This is a genomic window from Pseudovibrio sp. Ad26, assembly GCF_001623285.1.
In the GTDB taxonomy this organism is placed as follows: domain Bacteria; phylum Pseudomonadota; class Alphaproteobacteria; order Rhizobiales; family Stappiaceae; genus Pseudovibrio; species Pseudovibrio ascidiaceicola.
Genome location: NZ_LMCE01000049.1, coordinates 267,479 through 288,843 on the forward strand (window position 1 = coordinate 267,479; position 21,365 = coordinate 288,843).

Annotated in this window: 25 protein-coding genes; 10 read left to right on the forward strand and 15 right to left on the reverse strand. The window is 53.1% G+C overall.

The genetic code is table 11. The annotated features are described in order from the left end of the window. Positions 1–4: 4 nt before the first annotated feature. From PsAD26_RS10240 to PsAD26_RS10250, 3 genes are all read right to left on the reverse strand, one after another. Positions 5–853, reverse strand: coding sequence for an NAD(P)-dependent oxidoreductase (locus PsAD26_RS10240; RefSeq protein WP_063310302.1), 849 nt, complete (start codon positions 851–853; stop codon positions 5–7). Positions 854–871: 18 nt separating this feature from the next. Beyond that, a complete protein-coding gene (locus PsAD26_RS10245; protein WP_082596634.1) occupies positions 872–1,309 on the reverse strand; it encodes a DMT family transporter in 438 nt (145 codons plus the stop codon). Between the two features lie 94 nt (positions 1,310–1,403). Beyond that, positions 1,404–2,222 carry a TerC family protein gene (locus PsAD26_RS10250; protein ID WP_063310303.1) on the reverse strand — a complete coding sequence of 273 codons (819 nt, stop codon included), beginning with the start codon at positions 2,220–2,222 and terminating at the stop codon, positions 1,404–1,406. A gap of 348 nt (positions 2,223–2,570) precedes the next feature. On the opposite strand from PsAD26_RS10250, the gene PsAD26_RS10255 reads away from it, so the two are divergent. Then, positions 2,571–3,071, forward strand: coding sequence for an ATP-binding protein (locus tag PsAD26_RS10255; protein ID WP_063292951.1), 501 nt, complete (start codon positions 2,571–2,573; stop codon positions 3,069–3,071). 115 nt (positions 3,072–3,186) lie between these two features. On the opposite strand, the gene PsAD26_RS10260 is transcribed toward PsAD26_RS10255, so the two are convergent. Beyond that, the gene (locus tag PsAD26_RS10260; protein WP_063310304.1) at positions 3,187–3,804 is read right to left on the reverse strand and encodes a flavodoxin family protein; all 618 of its coding nucleotides are present in this window, start codon (positions 3,802–3,804) and stop codon (positions 3,187–3,189) included. 99 nt (positions 3,805–3,903) lie between these two features. Here PsAD26_RS10260 and PsAD26_RS10265 point away from each other — a divergent pair, with 99 nt between their 5' ends. The 3 genes from PsAD26_RS10265 (at position 3,904) to PsAD26_RS10275 (ending at position 7,823) form a co-directional block, all read left to right on the forward strand. Next, positions 3,904–4,806 (forward strand): LysR family transcriptional regulator, encoded by a 903-nt coding sequence (locus tag PsAD26_RS10265; RefSeq protein WP_208985616.1) that lies wholly within the window; start codon positions 3,904–3,906, stop codon positions 4,804–4,806. A gap of 160 nt (positions 4,807–4,966) precedes the next feature. Beyond that, complete coding sequence (locus tag PsAD26_RS10270; protein WP_063310306.1) at positions 4,967–5,404, forward strand: DUF488 domain-containing protein; 438 nt, start codon at positions 4,967–4,969, stop codon at positions 5,402–5,404. A 199-nt stretch (positions 5,405–5,603) separates the two neighbouring features. Next, the gene (locus tag PsAD26_RS10275) at positions 5,604–7,823 is read left to right on the forward strand and encodes a TonB-dependent receptor (RefSeq protein ID WP_063310307.1); all 2,220 of its coding nucleotides are present in this window, start codon (positions 5,604–5,606) and stop codon (positions 7,821–7,823) included. A 46-nt stretch (positions 7,824–7,869) separates the two neighbouring features. Here PsAD26_RS10275 and PsAD26_RS10280 read toward each other — a convergent pair whose 3' ends face one another. The 3 genes from PsAD26_RS10280 to PsAD26_RS10290 form a co-directional block, all read right to left on the reverse strand. Further along, a complete protein-coding gene (locus PsAD26_RS10280) occupies positions 7,870–9,465 on the reverse strand; it encodes an ABC-F family ATP-binding cassette domain-containing protein (RefSeq protein ID WP_063310308.1) in 1,596 nt (531 codons plus the stop codon). A 137-nt stretch (positions 9,466–9,602) separates the two neighbouring features. Then, entirely contained in the window at positions 9,603–10,817 is a 1,215-nt protein-coding gene (locus tag PsAD26_RS10285) for an MFS transporter (protein ID WP_063310309.1), read from the reverse strand. A gap of 183 nt (positions 10,818–11,000) precedes the next feature. Next, a complete protein-coding gene (locus PsAD26_RS10290) occupies positions 11,001–11,321 on the reverse strand; it encodes a DUF1330 domain-containing protein (protein WP_063310310.1) in 321 nt (106 codons plus the stop codon). 239 nt (positions 11,322–11,560) lie between these two features. Between PsAD26_RS10290 and PsAD26_RS10295 the strand changes: the two genes are divergently transcribed. The 3 genes from PsAD26_RS10295 to PsAD26_RS10305 all read left to right on the forward strand — a co-directional run bounded on the left by PsAD26_RS10295 (position 11,561) and on the right by PsAD26_RS10305 (position 12,815). Further along, positions 11,561–11,914: a hypothetical protein gene (locus PsAD26_RS10295; RefSeq protein WP_063310311.1), complete on the forward strand. Its 354-nt coding sequence runs from the start codon at positions 11,561–11,563 to the stop codon at positions 11,912–11,914. A gap of 53 nt (positions 11,915–11,967) precedes the next feature. Then, entirely contained in the window at positions 11,968–12,438 is a 471-nt protein-coding gene (locus PsAD26_RS10300) for a DUF411 domain-containing protein (RefSeq protein WP_063310312.1), read from the forward strand. Positions 12,439–12,587: 149 nt separating this feature from the next. Then, positions 12,588–12,815, forward strand: coding sequence for a hexameric tyrosine-coordinated heme protein (locus PsAD26_RS10305; protein WP_063296096.1), 228 nt, complete (start codon positions 12,588–12,590; stop codon positions 12,813–12,815). Between the two features lie 62 nt (positions 12,816–12,877). Here the strand turns inward: PsAD26_RS10305 and PsAD26_RS10310 are convergent, their stop codons facing one another. The 6 genes from PsAD26_RS10310 to PsAD26_RS10335 all read right to left on the reverse strand — a co-directional run bounded on the left by PsAD26_RS10310 (position 12,878) and on the right by PsAD26_RS10335 (position 16,806). Then, on the reverse strand, positions 12,878–13,264 hold the full coding sequence (locus PsAD26_RS10310; RefSeq protein WP_063310313.1) for a VOC family protein: 387 nt from the start codon (positions 13,262–13,264) through the stop codon (positions 12,878–12,880). Between the two features lie 170 nt (positions 13,265–13,434). Beyond that, a complete protein-coding gene (locus PsAD26_RS10315; protein ID WP_208985617.1) occupies positions 13,435–14,349 on the reverse strand; it encodes an MBL fold metallo-hydrolase in 915 nt (304 codons plus the stop codon). A gap of 40 nt (positions 14,350–14,389) precedes the next feature. Beyond that, complete coding sequence (locus PsAD26_RS10320) at positions 14,390–14,707, reverse strand: hypothetical protein (protein ID WP_063310315.1); 318 nt, start codon at positions 14,705–14,707, stop codon at positions 14,390–14,392. A 79-nt stretch (positions 14,708–14,786) separates the two neighbouring features. After that, the gene (locus PsAD26_RS10325) at positions 14,787–15,557 is read right to left on the reverse strand and encodes an SDR family oxidoreductase (protein WP_063310316.1); all 771 of its coding nucleotides are present in this window, start codon (positions 15,555–15,557) and stop codon (positions 14,787–14,789) included. Between the two features lie 159 nt (positions 15,558–15,716). Then, positions 15,717–16,118, reverse strand: a complete 402-nt coding sequence (locus tag PsAD26_RS10330; RefSeq protein WP_063310317.1) for a nuclear transport factor 2 family protein — start codon at positions 16,116–16,118, stop codon at positions 15,717–15,719. Positions 16,119–16,272: 154 nt separating this feature from the next. Next, positions 16,273–16,806: a peroxiredoxin-like family protein gene (locus PsAD26_RS10335; protein ID WP_063310318.1), complete on the reverse strand. Its 534-nt coding sequence runs from the start codon at positions 16,804–16,806 to the stop codon at positions 16,273–16,275. A gap of 87 nt (positions 16,807–16,893) precedes the next feature. Here PsAD26_RS10335 and PsAD26_RS10340 point away from each other — a divergent pair, with 87 nt between their 5' ends. After that, the gene (locus tag PsAD26_RS10340; protein WP_063310319.1) at positions 16,894–17,484 is read left to right on the forward strand and encodes a TetR/AcrR family transcriptional regulator; all 591 of its coding nucleotides are present in this window, start codon (positions 16,894–16,896) and stop codon (positions 17,482–17,484) included. Positions 17,485–17,504: 20 nt separating this feature from the next. Here the strand turns inward: PsAD26_RS10340 and PsAD26_RS10345 are convergent, their stop codons facing one another. Continuing rightward, positions 17,505–18,194 (reverse strand): hypothetical protein, encoded by a 690-nt coding sequence (locus tag PsAD26_RS10345; RefSeq protein WP_208985618.1) that lies wholly within the window; start codon positions 18,192–18,194, stop codon positions 17,505–17,507. Positions 18,195–18,570: 376 nt separating this feature from the next. Between PsAD26_RS10345 and PsAD26_RS10350 the strand changes: the two genes are divergently transcribed. Further along, positions 18,571–19,938: a hypothetical protein gene (locus PsAD26_RS10350; RefSeq protein ID WP_063310321.1), complete on the forward strand. Its 1,368-nt coding sequence runs from the start codon at positions 18,571–18,573 to the stop codon at positions 19,936–19,938. 1 nt (position 19,939) lies between these two features. On the opposite strand, the gene PsAD26_RS10355 is transcribed toward PsAD26_RS10350, so the two are convergent. Continuing rightward, positions 19,940–20,797: a LysR family transcriptional regulator gene (locus tag PsAD26_RS10355; protein WP_208985619.1), complete on the reverse strand. Its 858-nt coding sequence runs from the start codon at positions 20,795–20,797 to the stop codon at positions 19,940–19,942. A 128-nt stretch (positions 20,798–20,925) separates the two neighbouring features. On the opposite strand from PsAD26_RS10355, the gene PsAD26_RS10360 reads away from it, so the two are divergent. Then, positions 20,926–21,351 (forward strand): DUF4437 domain-containing protein, encoded by a 426-nt coding sequence (locus PsAD26_RS10360; RefSeq protein ID WP_063310323.1) that lies wholly within the window; start codon positions 20,926–20,928, stop codon positions 21,349–21,351. Positions 21,352–21,365: the final 14 nt, after the last annotated feature.

Here is a 21,365-nt window from a genome sequence, read left to right on the forward strand (position 1 = left end):
CTTATCAGAGAGCGTTATGCATGGCAGCGAAATCGAAGCTGTCGTGCTTGCTCTCCCAGTTCAGCGCTTGCTTCGCATAACTGGAGTCGTAAACACGGTCGATCGACTTAGGAAATGTCCAGCCTTGTGATTGAAACAGCTTTACAATTGCGGGAGACCTTCGGGCGATGACGGCAGGCGCGTCTATCTTCAACTCCTCCGCATCTTCAGGCAGGAAGGGCGTTTGACCGGAGATGATGAAGCGGTCAAAATCTTTTCCGTCATCAGTGAGTGCAGCCACGTGCGCTGCGGCAACGTCCCGTTTGTCGATCCCGCGATGGAGACGATAGGCTGCCATAAGAGCAGGAGCCTCCGGAAAACATCGTGACATGCGCAGGGCTCTCACCTTAAACTCACTGTTTGTCAGTGGAGCCAAACGGTCTTCTGCTTCAAGTTTGGTGCGGTGATAGATCGTGCGTGGCTGTGGTTCCACCTGCTCTGTGATCCAGGCTGCTTTGTCTGCAAGCATGTTGGCCTGTCCGTAAAGAGCTGTGGTGCTGGTGAAAATGAAACGCTGGACACCTTCCGCACGCGCCATGCGAGCCAGCGCAACTGTACCCTTTACATTGATCCGGCGAAATTCATCCTCCGAGAACACGCCTACATGCGGTGCATGGAGAGCGGCTGAGTGGATCACCGCGAACGCACCCTGACAGAGGCGCTGCACAGTGTCTGCATCAGAAATGTCAGCAATGTGTGTTGTTGTTGATGCAGCGACGCGATCTATGCCAATAACATCATAAGATGGTTTGAGAGCTAAGACGATCTCGCTGCCAATGCGACCGGAACTTCCTGTGACAATGACCTTCTGCATTTCTGAGGCTCCTGAGACTTACCGCACCATCAAATAAGCGCCGGAGATTAACAACATGGCGGCGAGGGCGCGGCTGAGGTCTATGGAGCGGATGGGGAGGTTGAAGAGGCCGAAGTGGTCGATGACCATGCCAGCCATTAACTGCCCGACGATGATGAGCAGCACAGCAGAGGTTGCGCCCAGTTTTGGCAGGGTCTGGGTGATGGTGAGATAGAGGATGAGGCCAAAGACACCACTGGCCAGCATGTACCATGGGATGGTGCGCCACTCGCTGATCTGCTCACCCTTACGCGCAAACAGCAGGGCAAGCGAAGCGATCAATCCGCCTGCATGAATGATGACACTGGCGGCAGCTCCGCCAACGCGTTGGCCCATAATACCGCCCATAGGTGCTTGCAGGCCAACGGCGACACCGCCGAGCAGACCGATAAAGCAAATCGCGAGTAATTCCAGCACAGACAGAGATCCGATTCTTGTAGAGATTAGAGCAGCTAATCCCCTCTGTATCGGTCTCCACCTGCTCTGCCTATGCAGAAATGCTGATCAAACCCTATAGGTTCGCTAAACTGCCGAAGCGGGTTGCTTGCCTGTTTTCCACGCGGCCCGGCCTTGAAGGCTTGGTCAGGTACCGGATGTTGGACTTCCGGCGTTTCTGAACAGCCTTTATCTTCTTGCTCAGCTGAATGTGGACGATCTCCAACAGCAAACCAAAGGCCATCGCAAAGTAGACATAGCCCTTGTTGATGTGAATCTCGAAGCCCTCAGCCATAAGAAGACCACCGAGCAGAATAAGGAACAGCAGGGCCAGCGCTTTCAGGCCCGGGTGCTTTGTGACGAGCTGGTTGATTGCGCCAGCTGTCAGCACCATGACAACAGCAGATGCCAGAATTGCCGCGACCATGATTGGCAAATCATCCGTCAAACCAACAGCGGTGATCACCGAGTCCATGGAGAACACGGCGTCCATCGCCACGATTTGCAGCAGCACGACTGTCATGCCGTTTGCCAGGTGAGGTGCGTGCTCGGTATCACTCGCCACCAACAGGTGTTTCAACTCTGCCACGCTCTTGGCCAGCAGGAATGCGCCGCCGCCAATAAGGATCAGGTCACGACCGCTGATATCAACGGTGCTGACCTGAAACAGCGAGTAGGTGAGGGACATCACCCAGCTGATGGAGAATACAAGACCCACACGGGCAAGCACGGCCAGTCCGATACCAAGGTTTCGGGCAATCGCGCGTTGGTGTGCGGGAAGGCGCTCACACAGAACCGAAATGAAGACGACGTTATCAACGCCCAAAATCAGCTCTAGTCCAAACAGGGTCAGAAAGATTAGCCAAACCTGTGGCTCAAGGAGAAGCTCTATCATTGGTAAGGCTCCCTGATCAGAACCTCACCGGTGATCGGTCGACAACCAGAAGCGTCGTCCATTGTTTTTTGTACCTCGACAAAGGAAGATAGCCGTATCCGCTGGCATTGGGGGCTATCACCTTATGCTTCACTTGCCAGCGGCGGGCATTCTGACGGAAATCTATTCACTCATAAATATGTGTAAATACTTATTTTGCGAGATGTGATGCATGTAAAGGCTTCGCATAAATGGCAGAAATGCCTAAGATTTTTATGGATTCGGGGTGCTATGTCACATTGTGCAACCTGAGGTGAATATGAGTATGATAGATCTATAATTTTGGAATAGATTTTTACGGAGGTAATTATGACTGCTCAGGAAACAAAACTGCTTCTGGTGTGCGGAAAGATTGCCTCCGGCAAATCCACTCTTCTCACGCATCTGGTGAATGATCATCATGCGGTGCTGATCAGCGAAGATCATTGGAACGCGACGCTCTTTCCCGATGAGTTGAATACGTTGGAAGACTACGTGAAGTATTCTGCCCGCGTGAAAAAAGCGCTTGGCCCGCACATTGTGGGCCTGCTGCAGCACGGTGTTTCAGTTGCGTTGGACTTTCAGGCCAATACGATGCGGGATCGCAAGTGGATGAAGAGCTTGTTTGAGGCTGCTAATGTCGCCCACGAGCTGCATTACCTCTCCGTGCCTGATGAAGTGTGCAAGGAACGCCTTTGGGTGCGCAATGAGGCAGGCGAGCATCAGTTTACGGTCAGCGAAGCTCAGTTTGAGCAGTTCACCAAATACTTTCAGGCGCCAACCGTTGATGAAGGTTTCAATGTCATCCTGCACGACTTTCAGGCTGCTTGACGAAAAAGGCCCCTCGGCAAAGAGGGGCCAGTTTTGCAAAAGTCGTTTTCTGCAATGAGTTTCTCTCATCGTTTAATGTTGCGGTAGGGCCGACTTTTACGTTTTGCGAATGTGTTTAGGCTGTTGCTTCCAACTCTTGCGGTTGGGTAGCAGGTGCCTTGCCCCAGCGCAGGGAAGCTTCTGCAATGCGCTTGCCAAAAGCCTCTGCGGTGCGATGATCCGCGTTTGGTGGCGCGACCTCCGGCCCTTCGTCCACATTGGCCTGCGCCATCATGCCCTGATAAGCGCCAAGGCGGTTGATGGAATCCGCGGTGCTGGTGCTGGAGTTGTTGCCCGGTGCATCATTCGCCCCCACCCAGATCATGCCGTGCTGAGCTGCAAAAACAGACATCTGGATGATCGTGCTCTGCTTATCACCTGCTGGGGAGGCTGAGACAGTAAAACCCGCTGCCAGCTTGTTCTGCCAGCCGCGGTGCATCCAGATCTGACCGGTCGCATCCATGAACATCTTAAAAGGTCCGCTGACAGAGCCCAGATAGGTTGGCGAGCCGAAGATGATGGCATCGGCGTTGTTTAGAACTGTGAAATCGTCATTCAAGCCATTCACGTCAACCAAAACACCATCTGCGTCTTCAACCGTATTGATGCCGTTTACGACAGATTTCGCCAGCGTTTCGGTGTGACCAAAACCAGAGTGGTAGGCAACAGCGACAGAAACTCTCTTATCCTGCATATTTTGTTCCTTTGAAATTGAGAGTGTGCGTTCTGCCGATACATGAGGGGCTGGCCTAATGAATACAAATGCATTAATTCAATAAGAACTATGCAGAAAATGAATTATTTAGGTCTTGATGGCCGCGCCCTGATGATGTTGAAGCTGATCCATGAAAGCGGATCAGTGACGCAGGCTGCGCAGATGATGGGCGTAAACCAGTCCACCGTCAGCCATGGATTGGAGCGGGTGCGCGGTCTTTTGGGAGACCCGCTGTTCGTCAAAGCAGGCCGCAACGTGGTGCCGACAGAGCGTATGGATGCTCTGATGCCCATGGTGGAAGAGCTGCTGCAAACGCTGGCGTTGATTGGTGAACCGTCAAAGTTTGATCCGTCCACCGCAACCAACCGCTTTGTGATCGATTGCCGTGATGAAGATCATAACCTGCTGATCCCCTCAGTAATCAAGCGCTTACGGCAGGAGGCTCCTGGCGTAACTCTCCGTTGTCGCCTGTCTCATCGTCACGAGGTCGCCTCACTGGTGGATGGCGATGCCGACCTGCTGTTCACCCCCCTGCCACCACCAGACTCCCATGAATTTGTTGCGCAAACGCTGTTTGATGATGAGTTTGTGGTGTTCTACGATCCTAAAACGCGAGATGCTCCGGACACGCTGGAAAAATATGTCGCGGCACCGCATGCCAACATGCTGGTAACCGCTGACGAAGTGACATTCATTGACCGCGCATTGGCTGAGTTGGGCCACAAACGCCAAACGGTTTATTCTGCCCCCAGCTTTAACGCCCTTGCTGCGACATTGCCAGGCACAGACCTGATTGCCACCATGCCCCGCAAACTGATCTGCGGTGGCATAAAGTCCGGCCTCGCCTCCTGCAAGTGCCCGGTGCCGGTTGTCGATGTCGGCATCAATGCCATCTGGCACATCCGCAACCGAACCTCCCCCGCCCACAAATGGTTCCGAGACCTCATTGCGTCAGAAGCTCAGGCGCAGTTTGGAAGCTAAACTCTCCCGCTGTTCTGCTGAAATGCGCCCGAACCAACCGTGAGGCATTTGGGGGAAGCAGGAGAATGGGAGCATGGCCCTGCTTTTGATCACCAGCATGGCGCCCGTGTTGCTGATGAACTAAAACAGAGTTGCTTGCCTGAGAGATAGAGTGATTAACATGACCCTGACCACGATTGGTTTCACCAAAACAACAGCAGAGAACTTCTTTGGCCGCTTGCAAAGTGCGGGTGTGAAGAAGGTGATTGATGTACGGCTCAACAACACCTCTCAACTGGCAGGTTTTGCCAAGTCCAATGATCTGGCCTTCTTTCTGGAAGCTATCGGCGGCATCGGTTACGAGCACGAACCCTTACTGGCTCCGGATCAGGATATGTTCAAAGCCTTCAAGAAAGAGAAGGGCGACTGGACTATCTTCAAAGACCGCTTCATGGGGTTGCTTTCTGAGCGCAAGGTGGAGAGCAAGTTCAAAGCAGATATGTTTGAAGGCGCCTGCCTCCTCTGCTCCGAACACCTCCCCCACCAATGCCACCGCTCCCTCGTCGCCAACTACCTCAACAGCCGCTGGGGCGGGGCGCTGAAGGTGACGCACCTTTGACTTAGGGGTAGTTGGTCGGTTTCAGATTTCGTAAGAGTACGAGGCAACGCAGTAGTACGAGAATCGATTTCTGCTAGTTGCGACTAATGAGAAAAATTTATCCAAAACTCCAAAAATAAAACTTGATTATATTACTCATGTTTTATAGGTAGAGGGCAGCCGCAAGCCAATACCTCTTTCTATAAACATCGGTAAAATAATGAAGTTCTCTCCGAGGCCGGAGCAGGCTTGCAGCACCTTTGTGCTTGTTGCCTGCGCCCTTTCGCTATCTGTGCAATCTGCTCAAGCTCAATCCAATAAATCGAAAGAAAGCGAAGACGTAGACGCGCTGGATCCAATCGTGGTGACTGGGTCTACGGACAACAAAGACACTATTGCGCAGTCCGAAATCACAAGTGACCTGATTGACCGCACTCAGTCTGCGACGATTCCTGGCTTGCTCTCCAGCCTCCCTGGTATTGAGTTGATCGGTAACAGCCGCGTTCTGGGGCAATCCATCAACATTATGGGTTTTGGCGACACTGAAGATATTGAAATCACCATTGATGGCGCTCAAAAGTCCTTTGAGAAGTACCAGCAGGGATCGGTCTTTATCGACCCTGAACTGCTTAAGGTCATCGATATCACCAAGGGTACTTTTTCCGCCGAAAAGTATGGTGCATTCGGAGGCTCTGTTGAGATGACAACTAAGAGCGCTTCGGACATGTTGCGTGATGGCCAGTCGTATGGCGCTTTTGCGAAAGTCGGCTTTGCTTCCAACGGCAATGAACTCGTAAAATCAGCTGCCACCTTTGCCCGCTCGGAGGAGCAAGGCTTTGAAGTGTTGGTTGCCGGAACACACCGCACCAATGATGACTACTCAGTTGCAGGGAATGACGAAGATCTGACTCTTTCTGCGGGTAGCATGTTGACAGGCCACTTCAAAGCAAACCTGGAGCGTGAAGATCATTTTTTCGAGTTTAGCGGAATGTACTCTTACAGTGACGATTTCAAGCCCTGGGCTGCCAGACGTGGTTTGATCAAGCCTAAGCAAACGTCATTAAGCAAGTACGGGTCTTTAGATGAATACCTGAAAACACAGGCTGTTGATCGCGAAATGAAGGACACTTCGTTGAGTGGGACTTATGAATACAACCCAGACAGCGATCTTATTGATTTGGCATTCAAGGCTTCTTACTCAAAGACAGCCCAACATGACACGCGGCGGGTTCCCATCTCTAATCCGGATTACAGCGCAGGCCTTTATGTTGGTGGTGATGACAGCACGCTAGACTATTCCATTTACAAGCTGGACCTCCAAAACACCTCTGCTTTTAATTGGGGTGAATTTGAAAATACGCTGAAATATGGCGTGCAAATGCGTCATGAAATTCGTGACAGTATGGCTTTTAAGAAGAGTTATGTCGGGAATCCTGATTACAATGATGGGCACTTGCAGCCTTATAACATTCCGAGTGGAACGCAGACAATTTGGTCCGCTTGGGGTGAATACACGATTGGCTTTGCTGGATTGGAGCTGACGCCAGGGCTGCGTTATGACTACATTCACTCCAAAGGCGAAGCCAACCTTGCGTCGATTTACAACGATCCGACAATAGGACATGATTACGGCACAGTAGAGCGCTTTGGATTCTCTCCAAGCATTAGTGCGGTTTACTCTCTGACACCTAACATCAAACTCTTTGGTGACTATGCTTATAAGCTTCGTGCCCCACTGGTTGATGAGTTCTATGATGTAGGCAGCTCCCGCGCGACGGCAACGCAACTGCAAAATGAGCGTGTTTCTGCCAAACGCATCGGTGTGGCTTCAACCTTCAAGAATGTGCTGATACAGAACGACACGGTCACGGGTCGTATGGCGATCTACCGCAATGATGTCTCCAACAACATCTACCGATTGTTGAGTGAGAACTCGAGAAACTATGACGCTCCTGCGCCAACATACGGCAATCTTGCTGGCTACTATACGCAGGGCTTTGAAGCCGAGTTGTATTACGACAGTGAGCGGTTCTTCGGCAGCATTGCGTATTCCAGAATGCAGGGCAAACATGATGGGACGCTTAGAGATGTCAATGCAACGACGGGCCAGTATGTGTCTGAAGTTGCTCCAACAAAGTTGATCGTTAGCCTGGGTTACAAGGTGCCAGAGGCGGATATCACATTTGGTTGGAAAGGTCGTTTTGTTGATGCTCAGGACCGGGTGCCAGACAACTACACCAGCCTTTATAGCCCGAGTAAAGGCTATGCGGTCCATGATGTGTTTCTGACATGGACTCCAAAAGAGGGGCGTTTTGAGGGATTGGAGGCCCGTGCTTCCATTGAGAATATGTTCAACAAGAACTACCGCCCTTACTTTGCTGATGGAGCCGCGCCTGAGAAGGGCGTCAACTTCAAAAGCTCAGTGAGTTACAAGTTCTAGGCGTTTCGAGAGCGGAGGTGATGAGCCTCCGCTTTTTGCTTCACCTTCACACCCTCACCGTTTCCCCCAACACAACCTCTCTCGTCACCCCAACTTTCTCCAGAAATGCCGTGTCGTGGCTGACTATGAGGAGGGCGCCGTTGTAGGTGGTGAGGGCGGATTCTATGGCCTCAATGGCGGTAAGATCCAGGTGGTTCGTGGGTTCGTCCAGGATGAGCAGTTTGGGGGGCTGGGCTGCGCCGAGGACGCAGGCGAGGCCCGCGCGCAGCATCATGCCACCGCTGAGGGTTTGGACCTGCTGTGTGGAGGCATCTCCGCGGAAAAGGAAACGGGCGAGGATAGCACGGCAGGTGTTTTCATCCTGCTTCGGGTTCAACACGCGGAAGTTTTCCAGCACCGACAGGTCTGGGTTCAACAGGCTGACACTTTGGTCCAGCACGCGGGCAGAGGGGTGAAGCTGACAAGTGCCGGATAGGGGCGGGAGCTTACCCGTTATCGTCTTTAGCAGCGTTGTTTTGCCAGACCCATTCGCGCCTTTAATGGCAATGCGTTCTGGTCCTGTTATCACGAGTGAAAAATTGCGGAGCAAGGGCTGGTTTTTGTCATAGCCAACACTCAGTCCGTTGGCTGCCAGCACCCGTTGGCCGTTCGCAATGCCAGAGGAAGCGACGCTGATGCTCAGCTGTTCCAGAACTTCGATCTTCTCGCGGGCGGCTTTGGAACTTTGCTCTGCCTCCTCGCGCATTCGAGATGCAAGATTGGCGTTTTCTCCAAGGCTGTTTTCAGCCTTGTTGCGCATGGCGTTGAGGAGGATTTTGGGCTGGTCGCGCTTGGCGCGGGCGCGTTGGCCAGCTCCATCCTTGCGGGCTTTGCGCTCGGCAACACTCTGGATTTTGCGGTTCAGGTCGCCAATGCGTTTTTCAGCAGATGCCAGATCTTGCTCAGCGGCTGCCAGTTCCTGTGCTTTTTGCGCCTTGTAGAAGCTGTAGTTGCCGCCAAACACGGAGGCACCCAGTGTGGTCAGTTCTACAATGCAGTCCATTTGCTCCAGCAAGGCACGGTCATGGCTGACGATGATTGCACCCTTGCGCCACTTGGCGAGGAAGGTGCTAAGAGCGTTTCGCCCATCCGCATCCAGATTGTTGGTTGGCTCATCCAGCAGGAGAAAGTCAGAATCGTGAAACTGAAGTGCCGCCAGCCTGCAGCGTGTGATCTGCCCGCCGGAGAGAGTGGAAAGCGGATGGTCAGCGGAGATTTCCAGCCCCATGTGAGCAAGCGCTGCTTCCATACGACTTTCCAGCGTCCAATCGGCTTGGGCTAGTTCGTCCATGCTGGCCGTCCCGGCTTCTGCTTTTTGCAGAATATGCAGGGCTTTGGTGATGCCAAACAGATCTGCGAGTGTTTCCTGAGGTCCGCTTTGCAGCCGCTGCTTTAGCAGGCTTATGGAACCTTGCACGGAGACAGAACCGGACGCAGGTGTAAGCGCACCGCTGATGAGGTTCAGCAGGGTTGTTTTGCCTGTGCCGTTGCGGCCAATCAAGCCGGTGAGATGTGCAGCAAACTGAAGATTGAGATCAGAAAAAAGGGTCGTACCGTCAGGAAGCGCCCAAGACAGGTGATTGAGTGAGATAGACAAAGGCATGGTGATGAACTTTCACAGAAACAGGGCAGGTCGAGTGGGTTGTCCTGTTCTTGTTCATCGCTTTATCTCCTCGCGTTTTGATCGGCCCAGAGACTATGCGGATTGCACGGGAAGTCAAGGTACTTACCGCTTGCCTGTCAGCGTCCCGTCTCCTGTGTTGCTTTTGCCTCACTCCGTTGCACGCTTAGCGCAAGTAACAGGAGGAGGGAGATGAAGAGCACCATAGTGCCGGGAATAGCAGAAGCGCTGGAGAGGCTGAGAGTGGTGATCAGAGCTCCTGTTACCAGGCTGCCAATTGGAGCGCCGCCTTCGTCACCCAGATACATGACGCTGAGCACGCGGGATTTGTGGGTTGAGGGTGCCTGTTCCTGCAAGATGGTGCGGCTCATGTTGAGGCAGATACCACCGCCAACGCCCCAAAAGAAGATGCTGCCAAGAAAAGCCCAGTAAGGTGGAGATATCGCCCAAAACAGCAGTGCAAAGCCGCCCATGCTGTAACCCACAACAAGCAGTGGGATTGGATTTCTGATTGCTCCCAGTTTGAGGAGTATGCCGCTGGAACATGCGCCGCCAACCATGAAAACAGCGAAGGCAAATGCGAAGTCAAAACCTGTGGCGTGATAGGTGTCCCGTAACATAAGCGGCACCAGAACGGCATAGGGGCCACCCAGGATGAGGCCGGCTGAACTCATCAGTAACACAGGCAATCTCAGAGTTTTTGAAGTCAGCACCAAAGCCAGTCCCTCACGAATTTCGCTAAAGATGCTGGGTCTGTCTTGTACTGCAAGTGCTGGCGTGTCTGGCAAACGCAGGCTTGTTGTAATGCCAACCAGAAAGAGCGTGCTGGAGATGGCGAGCAGCGGTGCAACACCAACCCACGCCACACTGCTGGCAAGTGCAAAGCCCACCAGTGTGACGAGGTAGAGCATACCGACGGAAAGCGTTACGCTGCGCCCGATGTGCATGGATGAGATGTGATTGAGCATGCCATCCAGCGTAGGCTGAACGAATGCCAGTGTGGTGCCAGAGAGCAGTGCAAAGAGGATCAGGCCTTCAAACCCGACAAAGCCGAGATGAAGCAGCACGGTCAACGTTATTACGGGGACCGCATTGGCGATGTGCAGCAAAACAAGCAGCTTGCGTTTGTTCAGGCGGTCAGCAACGGCTCCGGCAAAAAGCAGCACAAACAGGTTGGGCAGCATCGAAGCCGTCATTGCATAGCTCACCCGTTCTGGGCTCTCAGCAAGGTAGACAGTTACAAGGTAGGGAAACAGTACACCCAGCATGGCACGGGGAAAGTGAAAGCTGGTGAGGCTGAGTTGATAAAATAGGATGGGGCGTGCAACAGACATCAATAAAATCTCAAGGAAGCAATCTTTGAAGACTATCGGCAGATCATGGTCCTGTCTGCTAAACCCAGCGTTTCTGCGAAATAAAACACGTCTGTTGCCCGTACAGCACGCTTTGCGTGAAGGTAGGCGCTCTGCCGTATCCTGAGGAGACAGAGCGCCCTAATGCCTTTTGGGGGATGTGATCTAGATGCTGGACTCCACAGCAATCGTGAAGTTTGGTGGGATTACGTCTGTGCGCAGATGTTTGATTGCCTGATATTCAGGGGAGTTCCAGAGCGTCATGAGGGCTTCCATGTTTGGGAACCGGAAAAGCGTCAGTTGCGCGTTTGTGTTCCAAACGCCTTCCAGATGTTCAAAAGGCTGATCGGGTCCGCCAAAGATGATGCATTCCCCGCCTGCCGCTTCAAATAGTGGAACGGCTTTTTCGCCGTATGCATCGATTGAGCCATGGTCTTTTGGCATAAAGCTGCTGGCAACAAGGTAGGCGGCTTTGGGTTCACTCATGTCAGTACTCCGGTTTTGTCAGGCGAGGCAAAAGCGCAAAATTGCGCTAATTTTGAGGGAACAGCCTCAGCCCGCTTGTGATGAGATGACACTCGAGTACTTCCTCAAGTTAAGTTGAGGTCAAGCGCTTTTTTGGGAAGAAATGAAAAACTTGGTGCGCATAATTGTCACGCTGTCGTGTGCGGGAGATTACAACAGTTTAACTTGAAACTGCCGTAATGTGCACTTAGGTTGCAGCTATGTTTCGTGTGCTGATCATATTATTGACGCTGTTCGTCACCACGCCCTATGCCATGAGCATGCAGGGTGAGATGGCGTCTAACAGTGCAGCACAAAGGCTCGCTCTGGCTGAGCAGAATGTATCGGCCATGGAGCATATGATCTCTGACAAATCATCCTGTTGTTGCTGTGAAACTGAGACAGTCATGGCAACAAGCATGACCGCCTGCCTGACGACACTTGGGCTGCTGGATCAGACGAATGCAGTCTCTCCTTTATATCGCAGTTCCAGCATGTTTGTGCCGGTTTTGCTGCCGGTAACTTCTGCTCAAATCAGCGGTATAGATAGGCCTCCAATCCATTCAGTTGCTTAGACCTCAAAACTCTAACTGACTGAAATGAATAATAAACTGGATTGGATGGACTCATGATCTCCAAGGGTAACCTACTTGCTGGCGTGTTCACTGCTGTTCTTGGTGCAAGCGCTTTAACGCTGCCTGCTCATGCTGAAGGCGATAAAGACGTCACGCTTTACAAATCTCCAAATTGTGGATGCTGCACGGCTTGGGGCAACGCTCTTGATAAAGCGGGCTTCAACGTGATCGTGAAAAAGACGGATGACCTTTACCGCGTCAAGCAGCAGGTGGGCGTACCAGAAGATTTGGAGGCGTGCCATACCGCGATCGTGGATGGGTATGTGATTGAAGGACATGTACCGCTGGATGCTGTAAATCGCATGCTGACGGAGCGTCCGGACATCAAAGGCCTCTCAGTTCCAGGAATGCCATTTGGGTCTTTGGGCATGGGTGAGCAAACTGAAGACACTCAGTATACTGTGTTTGCAATCCCATCCGTGCTGGGCGGCAAGCCTGCTGTTTACCAAAAAATCGGCAACTAATCTCTAGAGTTTGCAGGCAGGAGTGGCGTTGCTTCTGCCTGTTTCTTTGAGGATCCCCTCCTACAAATCCCAATGGAAATTGGGGAGATTGCGCTTGTCTCTTGCCTGTTTGACTCTTCCAAAATCGCCAAATCAAAAGGATGCGAATTATGGATGAGAACTGGCTCCCAACGCTGCAAACAGCCAACCCGCAAGAGGGCTATGAGCTTGCAGTAAAACTTTCCCGCATGGCGATCAAATTCATGCAGCCGGATGCCGAAGTCCGCTCTGCCATGCGTTTGATGTATGAATATGATTCAGAGGCGCTGATCGCTGCTTCGCAAACCATTGCTGAGCACTTCAGAACTGTCGCTGCGGCCAACAACTACTGGAAATAAGCTGGTTTTCTTGCGCTGAAATACATCCCCGATGACCATGCGGTTTTCGGGGAGATGTTTGGTCATGCTCCAACGAGGGCAGGAGATTTCATCTCGCATAGATTCCCGTCTGGGTCTGTGAAAGCTGCGATTGTGCCCCAGTCGAGCACTTGCGCCTGAACGTCCAGTCCTTTAGCGCGCAGAAGCTCGATGGCTGTGTCTATATCGTCTGTGTTGAACCGCAGGACGCAGGGGTTCTGGGTGCGCGTCTTTTGCGCGGTGCTGCCGTGCCCGCCGCGCTCCACCATAAGATAGCCGCCGCCAAAACGGAAACTGACCAAATCTTGCGCGCGTTCAATAACTTGCAGGCCCAAAATTTGCTCATAAAACTGCACGCAGGCCTCAAATCTCTTCGTAAACAGAATGATGCCAAACTCTGCGGTCAGCTCAGAAATGCTGGTAGTCTTCATCTCAAAATTGCCTTGCTCAAATACCTTGCCTACGCATCATACGCCTGAAAATGGAGGCGATCATGTTAGGCCAGCAGATGAACCTGAGCAAGAAAGCCGGTTGAACCCCGCTTAGGGAACGGAGGCCAACCGGTTGAACTGGCCTCAAAAGAAAGGCGCGACCTCGGCGATCAGCTCAGTGGCTTGAAGATAAAGCCATCGCCATCCTGAGTGACATGGCCCATGCCAGGGTAGCTCAGATGTGTGGCTGCCAATGGGGTGCCGCTTTCTGCAAGGCGAGTGAGCAGATCCCTGCGTGTTTTGATGGCTTGTTGCGGGTCGATGTCGAGGCCGTATGTGATCTCAGGGTTTTTGAACTGCAAAACCTCTGAGATAATGGCATCGCCGATGATCCAGAGGTCCTTGCCGCCACCAGCAATACGAAGACCGCTGTGGCCTGGCGTATGGCCGGGAAGCGGCACAAGTGTCAGGCCATCCCCCAAGTCTGTTTCGCCTTGATAGGTCATCACGTGATCTTTGATCGGCGCTGCGATTGCTTGTGCGACTTCGACAAGGGGCTTCATTTCATCCGGAACGCGTTCTGCCAGCGCGGGGTCTGTCCAGAAGGTCCACTCAGCCTCTGCCATATGGATTTTTGCGTTACTGAAGCCGCCTGCATCCGGCCCCAACAAACCGCCGATATGGTCGGCGTGCATGTGGGTGATGACGATGTCGGTGATCTCATCCTGCTTGATGCCCTGTGCAGCGAGCAAGGCATCCAACTTGCCTACATTTGGATCTGTCTCAGCAAAAACGACACCTGACCCCGTATCAACCAGCACCAACCGTTTTCCCACACGGATCAGCCAGACATTGGCGCCAACAACAACAGGGTCACCCGCTGTTGCGAGGATTTCCGCATTCGCATTGCCAAACCAGTTGTTGGGCAGGTCGAAGTAACCATCTGAGAAGGTGGAAAGTTCCAGTTCGCCAAGCTGCATGGTGGACAGCTCACCTGCAAAACTGATGGGTGGCAGCATGGTGCTGGCAGCCGTGGCAGCCAAGGTCAGCATCACGCGCCGGCGGGTCATTGTGTACGGTGTCACGTTGGTTTCCTGTTGTGTTGATAGTTGAAATAAGAGAGGCCTATTCGCGCCAGCTTTCGGAGAAAGCCAGAGCACCGGTGGTGAAGGCGTGACCATCCAGATCCATAGGCCAGATTTGGCCGCGTGCCTGCTGTCCGTTGACGGTGAATGCGGCCCGTTCTGCCGGAGTCGTCACCGCACTCACGCCATAGGGGCGGAGCGGCAGATCACTGACAGTCTCGTCGCTGACCAACAAAGGCAGGTGCATATCAAACCACGACATGACGACCTCATCCTCCGCACTACGGATGGTCTCGCTCAGCCAGATAAAAGGGTTTTCGCCGTTGAGTATGACGGTGCCGGGATTAACTGATGGCATGATTTAAGGCCTTGAAATATTGCGAAAGTGGCCCACCCCAGTTGCAGGGTGGACCTTTGCCAGAATGTTGACGACCAGATCAGGAAGCGCGAGGTAACCTGATCTGGTTCATGCCTCCATCCGCCTGCACATCAGCGCCGCGCATGAACGAGGATTCTGAGGAGGCGAGGAATACGGCGACGGCTGCCATTTCCTCTGGTTGACCAACACGCCCTGCGGCGAGCATGTTGCCGAATGCTTCGTTTGTGGCCTTCACCTGCTCATCAGTGAGCCCGCCGTTGGAAAGCGCAGGCGTATCAATGGGGCCGGGGCTGAGAACGTTGATGCGCGCACCAATCTCATAAAGATCCGGCGTTAACGTGCGTGCCAGAGAGCGCACGGCAGCTTTGGAAGCTGCATAGGCTGAGTAACCCGCCGTGCCCATTTCGCTGATGCAGGAACCCACGAGAACCACTGAGGCCTCAGGTGCCAGCAATGGCAGTGCGTATTGCACGGTGAAGAAAGCGCCTTTGAAGTTGACGTCAAACACGCGATCCAGCTGTTCTGGGCCGGTTTCAATCAGCGGTGTAGCCGGGGCAACTCCCGCATTGGCAAAGACAACGTCAATCCGGCCATAGACTTCTTTGACCTGCTCAAAAGCTTTCCGCAGAGAAGGCAAATCGGCTACGTCGCCGACAACGCCCATAGCGTTTTTACCAATTTGGGCGACAGCTTGATCCACTTTGGCCTGCGTACGGGCCAAAATGACGACGTTTGCGCCTTCAGCCACAAAGGCTTTCGCGGTGGCAAGGCCTATCCCGCTGTTGCCTCCGGTGATGAAGGCAACCTTGTTAGCCAGACGATTGCTCATAAGAATTCTCCAGTGAGGTTCAAAGGGAGGGCGCGAGGCTGCCATGAAGGCATGCCTTCAGGCTCCGGCGCGACCAGAGTGCGGAGGAACCTCGGCTCCGCCGTGGTGATGACTTAGGGGATGCCCCCTAAGTCGCTCATTGGAAGGGAAGGGGGGTTATCAGCTGTCCAGCGGCTGCATGAAAATTGCTTCGCGCAGCACTTGCCAGCGACCATCTTCAAAGCGCCATTCAATGTTGCAGAGCAGCTTCATTTCCTGATCATTCATACCGCTGTGTTTGCGGGTCAGCACGGAAACGCCGGTGTCGCCAAGAATGTGAAAATCGTGCCATTCCGCCCAGGTGTTGAGCTGGTGCTTGCCTGCCTCAGCCTGTTTGCGGAAGTGCTCGATAAATTCTTGCTTGTTGAAGGTGGTCACGGTGCTGTCGGGTGCAACAAGCGTGGTGTGGAAATCATCGTGATAGATGGATTGCAGGGCATCAATGTCGTAGTTTGTGGCACGGTCGATCAGGTGATCCATTGCTGCGCGGATGCCTTCTGCAGTGTGCGTTGCCTTTGTCATTCTATTGTCTTTCTTCGTCTTTTCGCGAGTATCAGGGTGTTGTCAATCGGTCTCAGCTCATGTCGTGGCTGAGTTGGGTCGTCCTATGGGGCGATGTGTTATTTGGGTTTTACGAGGTGCGCAGTTACAGAAAACTGCTCAAAACACCTCGGATTTACTTAAACGTGCCGCGGATTGGATAGTTGTTATCCGGGTTGCGGATGAACCCCAATCCTCCAAGCAGCGCGGTCAGATCTGGCCGGGTAAACGGCGCATTGGAAATGTCCACCAGCTGCAGTTCCTGCTTATCATTCACCACAAACAGAGCAGGCTCGGAAAACGGAGCAGGCGCTTCCTGCGGGGACCGAGGCTCGGAGATGTAAACGCCCAGTTCCTGCATCTGTGCGATGCTCAGGCCGTACCCGACCGGGAATTTCGGCTGTACATCTGCCAGTTGGCGCTGTGCGCGTTCAAGGCTGTCTGCCGAAACCGCCAGCACCTCGACGCCCAACTGGTGGAACTCACTCAGCTTCTCATTGAGTTGAGCCAGATAACGGGTGCAGAGCGGGCAGTGCGCGCCGCGATACACCACAATCAGTTGCCAGTCGAAACCTTCAGCGGGTGAGCCGAGTGTTAGCTCACCGCCTTCAACAGACTTGACCGTAAGCTGCGGAAACAGAGCTCCCGCTGCTAATGCTGTATGTTTCACAAAAGCCTCCTTGAGTTTTGTAATGAACGTTATTAAACTTGAACTCAAACAAGAGTCAATCGTTTTGTAATGAATGGTACAAAATAAATGGGACGCCCAAGAAACTTCAACAAAGACGAAGCCCTGCAAGCTGCCATCAATGTGTTCTGGCAAAAAGGCTACGACGGGGCCTCCATGAAAGACCTGACGACCGCCATGGGCATCAACAGCCCAAGCCTGTACTCAGTGTTTGGAGACAAACATCAGCTCTATCTGGAAGCGATCGACCGCTACTCCAATGATGATGGATGTGCGCCGCTGGTGGCGTTTGAAACTGAGCCGGATATTGAGAAGGCCGTGGTCGCCTTCATGCGTTCCACAATTGATTACGCCAGCAACCACGAAAGCGGCAGTAAAGGCTGTTTTCTGGGCAATTGTGTTTCAACAACAGTGGGTCAGGTGGAAGGCACCACGGAGCGCCTTCAGGATGCCATCACCGGCGCCGACGAGCGCCTTGCGTCACGGTTTGAGAAGGAAAAAGAACTCGGCAACCTACCTGCCGACTTCCCCTCATTAGAACGTGCCCGCCTGATGTTCGACCTGCGCCAGGGCCAGGTCCTCCGCGCCCGTGCCGAACTGGATCAGGACACCACCGAGGCCGGTCTGGCCTTCCGCGCAAAGATGATATTGGCGATGTGAGGAGGGTTGAGCGCAGCTGCTTAGAGTGTTGCTGCGCGTTTCTTTACTTGCTCTTTCAGACGCCTATCAAGAATACCGGGCAAGAAGACCATCGCGAGCACACTAAGAAGCGCTGATTGAATGAGCAGGCGGAATGGGGCGCCGAGCTCGGCTTTCAGACCGATTGCCACTGTGAGAAGGTCAACACTGCCATGAATAGCGAGAAAAGAGCCCGCCAACAGGATCGAAACAATCTTGGTTTTTTCTCTGATGAACTGACCGTAGGCAATGTTTTGGAGGCGCTTGTCATCTGATTTCTTGAACACCCAAAGCCGTGAAGAAAAATAGAGAGCTCCGAAAAGTGATACTGTAGCTACTGCAAGGGAGAGGTAACCGGCAGTTCCTGTGAGATCTATCCGAAATTTGGTTGCTGCGAAGCCAAGCGCAGCGAAAAGCACTAGTAAAGCTAAGTAACAAATAGAGAATTTCAGCAGGAATCTGATCAGAACTGCTGTGCTGTTTGCAGTCATTTCCTTTGTTATTTTAGCCGTTGAAATCGCAAGCAAATAAGTTGGCAGCCGCTTTGAGCCCTTATCTGTGATTTGCCAGCATCTAAAGGCGTCGTTGGCGGTCATTTCGGGTTCAACTTCAACAGTTCTCGCCCAACCTCGCAGTGAGATTTCGTCCAGAAAGCGGTCTTTTGGGAAGCCTCTGGGGACAATCTGGCTCACTGTCGGTTCCATTATCATGGAATATAAATTTGCTCTGTCATGATCTGACAATGCTTCGTACGAACTGGAAGCACCCTGAAGTTTCTGCTCTGACCTGTTCAGTTCGATTTCCATATAGTGTCTTTGCAAATGGCGAGTGTTGCTGGTTCGAAATTCTGAGCTTTAACAGATAAAGTTTAGTTTGCAGGGCGTTGTCATGAAAGCTTTGGAAACTGAGGGTATGGTTTTTGAAGTGCTGCCGAGTCTCTTTTCAAGAGCTATAGTGTGAACTGTAAAAAATATAAATATCACAATACGTTATCGCATAACTGTGCCGTTACCTAGCTTATGAGATTTTACCGCTGATATACCTTCCTCTCCGGGCCAAAGAGTTTTTATGTTATCTGCCAAAACGCCATTTACGCTTGTCATTTTTTTGTCCGTTTCTGCCTGTGCCAGTCATCAGGATAAGCACGGGCTGTTTGATAGTCCTTCTCACAATGAGATTGCGGGGAGCGAAGCGCCGTTGGAGCAAACAGGGCAAATGCCTGCTGCGTTTCGTAAGCTTGAGGAACCGCCGAAATACTTTGCTGCCGCTAACCTTCTGTCCGTGCCGCTGACGAGTGAAAACTACACGATTAGTGAGGCTGCGCCGAGCAATGGCCGGTTTGTGACGTTTGCGATCAAGACAGAGGACGGTGCTTACACGGTGCAGGGCAGGCAGTTTATGGAGGATCACATCCACGAGCTGAACGCGCTGGCCGCGCTGCGCGAACGAAACAAGGCGGTTGCCTTTGCCAAGAGTGCAGGCACAGCCGTCATCACCCCAATCAAATCAGTCTACACAACGGTGACAGCACCAGTCACTGCCGCCAAGAATGTTTATGGCAACGCCAAAGGCATGGTGAAATCCGTGCGCAAGGGCGTGGGTAAAGCGGCGACCTTCGTCAAAACACGTGGGAACCTGCCGCAGGAAACTGCTGAGCGGGAAGAAGACGGTTTCATCAGTGGCTTCTTTGGCCGTCCGGAAGCCATCCGCAAAATTGCCTTTGAAATGAAAGTGGACCCGTACACCCATTTCACCCCGCTGCGGGATGAAATGTCAGAGTTGGCCAACTATCATGCCGCTGGTCAGTTTGGTGTTGATCAGGGGCTGAGCTTTGTTCCCGGTGTAGGCAGCATCATTATCAGCAGTCTCAAGACGGCAGATAGCCTGACGAAGAGGACGCTGCTGAAAGACCCGGAAGAGATGGCCGACATCAACCGGGAACGGCTTGCGAAAGCTGGAATTGCCAAGGAAAGCACAGAACCCTTCCTGCTTAATGCGCACTTCACCCCAACGGAGAAGACCCTCTTCACCGGGCTGGCGACGAAAGCGAAAGACCTTGAGGGAATTGATGTTCTCATGAAGCACGCGTCTGGCGCGAAATCCCGCCCGCAAGCATTTGCTGCACTTATGCAGGTGGAGATGCTGGGTCGCCTGCATGACAGCAGCAAGGTTGAGAAGGTGGAAGTGCATCACGATGTGGTGGTGGCTTACCAGGCTAATAGCACAGCGAATATTGTTCTGCCCTACGACTACCTGAGCTGGACGTCATACAACGCAAAGACCATCTGGAAAGTGACCCGAAGCCTTGCGGACAAGGATGTTAAAACCAGAGATGTTCGGTTCGTACTGGCTGGAGATCTTTCTAAAAACAGCCGCAAAGCGTTGGAAAGCCGCAGGTGGGGCGTGCAGAGAAATCTGATAGCAGATCTGCTCTGACTTAATCCGCCAACGCCCCGCGCACAAACCCGTCAAACGCGGTGATCTTGGGATTGCCGCGATTGGAGGGATGGTAGAGCAGCCACAAATCGGTTTGGTAGATGGCGGGTTGCTCACCAACATCACGCAGGCCATCCAGAAGCGTCGGTATGTCGGGCAAGATGCCGACGCCCAGACCACTGCGGATGCCATCCGCCAGCAGGCTCATGCTGTCATAGCGAATGAGGCTGGTTGTTGAGGAGACTTTATCACGAAACCACTCCGTCGCCGGATGCGCTTGCAGGCTGTCGCCGGGGATGAGCCATGTGAGCTCCTGATAATCCAACTCTTGCACCTGATCCAGATATCGCGGCGCAGCCACCAACCTGTTGTCGATGGTGCCCAGCCTCATGCCGATCATATCTTCTGGCGGTTGGCTGGTGGGGCGCAAGGCGACATCGTAGCGACGCTCGCTCAGGTTCTCGAAGTTGTTGGTGACGTTGAATTCCAGCTGCAGGTTGGGGTGGGCTTCGCGAAACGCCGCTAGGTGAGGGTGGATCACGCTTTGCAGCAGTAGATCAGTGGTCGTCACACGCAGGGGGCCAGATAGCCCGACATCCTCACCACCCAACAACGCATCTGCGGCAGACAGGCCCGTATGAATTTTCTCGGCCTGCTCACACAGTGCCAAACCCAAAGGCAGGGGCTTAAAACCGGCGCGGGAGCGGGTGAACAGCGGCTCGCCCACCTTGGCCTCAATGCGCTTGATCCCGCGAAAAACGGAGGAGGTGTCTTTGCCAAGCGCAAGGGCGGCGTTCTCCAGCGTCCGCTCACGCGTCAGGTGCATAATCACCAGAAGATCGTCTGCGCTTAGTTTCATATGCATGTCCGCCCTCGTTCGCTGCAACTATGCATATTTCACAGTATCAGGGCAATCGCTAGTCTCAGCTGCATACCGGGAGCCGACCTCTTTGCTCTCATGAAAACAGAGACTTACAAGGATAATCCATGTTCAAAACAGCCCTGAAAGCCCTCAGCACCGCCGCGCTGATCACCCTGTCCACCGCCGCTTTTGCTGGTGGGGATGAGGATCACATGACCCAGCTTAAGGACATTGAGTGGACCCAGTTTGGCAACACGCCGATCCACATTTCGGTGCTGTGGGGCGATCGTGATACCGGCCCGTATGGCATGTACTTGAAGATGCCGGGTGGCTTTCATGTGGGCGAGCATGGCCACTCCAATGACTATTATGCCATCACCGTGCAGGGCCAGTGGGAACACACCCGCGCTGGCAAAAAAGAAGTGCTGCCCGTGGGGTCCTACGTCATGCAGCCGGGCGCTGAGTTCCACGACGATGCCTGCGTTGGCCCAAAAGACTGCATCCTGCTGGTCGTCCAAAACGGCAAAGGCGACGTGCTACTGCCTCAGTAAAATGCAATAGTTTT

Excerpts from the sequence above, each read along its gene's own strand:
- PsAD26_RS10290 (WP_063310310.1), bottom strand. The coding sequence starts at position 11,321 with ATGAGTGAACCCAAAGCCGCCTACCTTGTTGCCAGCAGCTTTATGCCA.
- PsAD26_RS10275 (WP_063310307.1), top strand. The coding sequence starts at position 5,604 with ATGAAGTTCTCTCCGAGGCCGGAGCAGGCTTGCAGCACCTTTGTGCTT.
- PsAD26_RS10260 (WP_063310304.1), bottom strand. The coding sequence starts at position 3,804 with ATGCAGGATAAGAGAGTTTCTGTCGCTGTTGCCTACCACTCTGGTTTT.
- PsAD26_RS10265 (WP_208985616.1), top strand. The coding sequence starts at position 3,904 with ATGAATTATTTAGGTCTTGATGGCCGCGCCCTGATGATGTTGAAGCTG.
- PsAD26_RS10355 (WP_208985619.1), bottom strand. The coding sequence starts at position 20,797 with ATGAAACTAAGCGCAGACGATCTTCTGGTGATTATGCACCTGACGCGT.
- PsAD26_RS10310 (WP_063310313.1), bottom strand. The coding sequence starts at position 13,264 with ATGAAGACTACCAGCATTTCTGAGCTGACCGCAGAGTTTGGCATCATT.
- PsAD26_RS10320 (WP_063310315.1), bottom strand. The coding sequence starts at position 14,707 with ATGCCATCAGTTAATCCCGGCACCGTCATACTCAACGGCGAAAACCCT.
- PsAD26_RS10305 (WP_063296096.1), top strand. The coding sequence starts at position 12,588 with ATGGATGAGAACTGGCTCCCAACGCTGCAAACAGCCAACCCGCAAGAG.
- PsAD26_RS10300 (WP_063310312.1), top strand. The coding sequence starts at position 11,968 with ATGATCTCCAAGGGTAACCTACTTGCTGGCGTGTTCACTGCTGTTCTT.
- PsAD26_RS10360 (WP_063310323.1), top strand. The coding sequence starts at position 20,926 with ATGTTCAAAACAGCCCTGAAAGCCCTCAGCACCGCCGCGCTGATCACC.
- PsAD26_RS10325 (WP_063310316.1), bottom strand. The coding sequence starts at position 15,557 with ATGAGCAATCGTCTGGCTAACAAGGTTGCCTTCATCACCGGAGGCAAC.
- PsAD26_RS10295 (WP_063310311.1), top strand. The coding sequence starts at position 11,561 with ATGTTTCGTGTGCTGATCATATTATTGACGCTGTTCGTCACCACGCCC.
- PsAD26_RS10255 (WP_063292951.1), top strand. The coding sequence starts at position 2,571 with ATGACTGCTCAGGAAACAAAACTGCTTCTGGTGTGCGGAAAGATTGCC.
- PsAD26_RS10280 (WP_063310308.1), bottom strand. The coding sequence starts at position 9,465 with ATGCCTTTGTCTATCTCACTCAATCACCTGTCTTGGGCGCTTCCTGAC.
- PsAD26_RS10270 (WP_063310306.1), top strand. The coding sequence starts at position 4,967 with ATGACCCTGACCACGATTGGTTTCACCAAAACAACAGCAGAGAACTTC.
- PsAD26_RS10350 (WP_063310321.1), top strand. The coding sequence starts at position 18,571 with ATGTTATCTGCCAAAACGCCATTTACGCTTGTCATTTTTTTGTCCGTT.
- PsAD26_RS10240 (WP_063310302.1), bottom strand. The coding sequence starts at position 853 with ATGCAGAAGGTCATTGTCACAGGAAGTTCCGGTCGCATTGGCAGCGAG.
- PsAD26_RS10340 (WP_063310319.1), top strand. The coding sequence starts at position 16,894 with ATGGGACGCCCAAGAAACTTCAACAAAGACGAAGCCCTGCAAGCTGCC.
- PsAD26_RS10285 (WP_063310309.1), bottom strand. The coding sequence starts at position 10,817 with ATGTCTGTTGCACGCCCCATCCTATTTTATCAACTCAGCCTCACCAGC.
- PsAD26_RS10330 (WP_063310317.1), bottom strand. The coding sequence starts at position 16,118 with ATGACAAAGGCAACGCACACTGCAGAAGGCATCCGCGCAGCAATGGAT.
- PsAD26_RS10250 (WP_063310303.1), bottom strand. The coding sequence starts at position 2,222 with ATGATAGAGCTTCTCCTTGAGCCACAGGTTTGGCTAATCTTTCTGACC.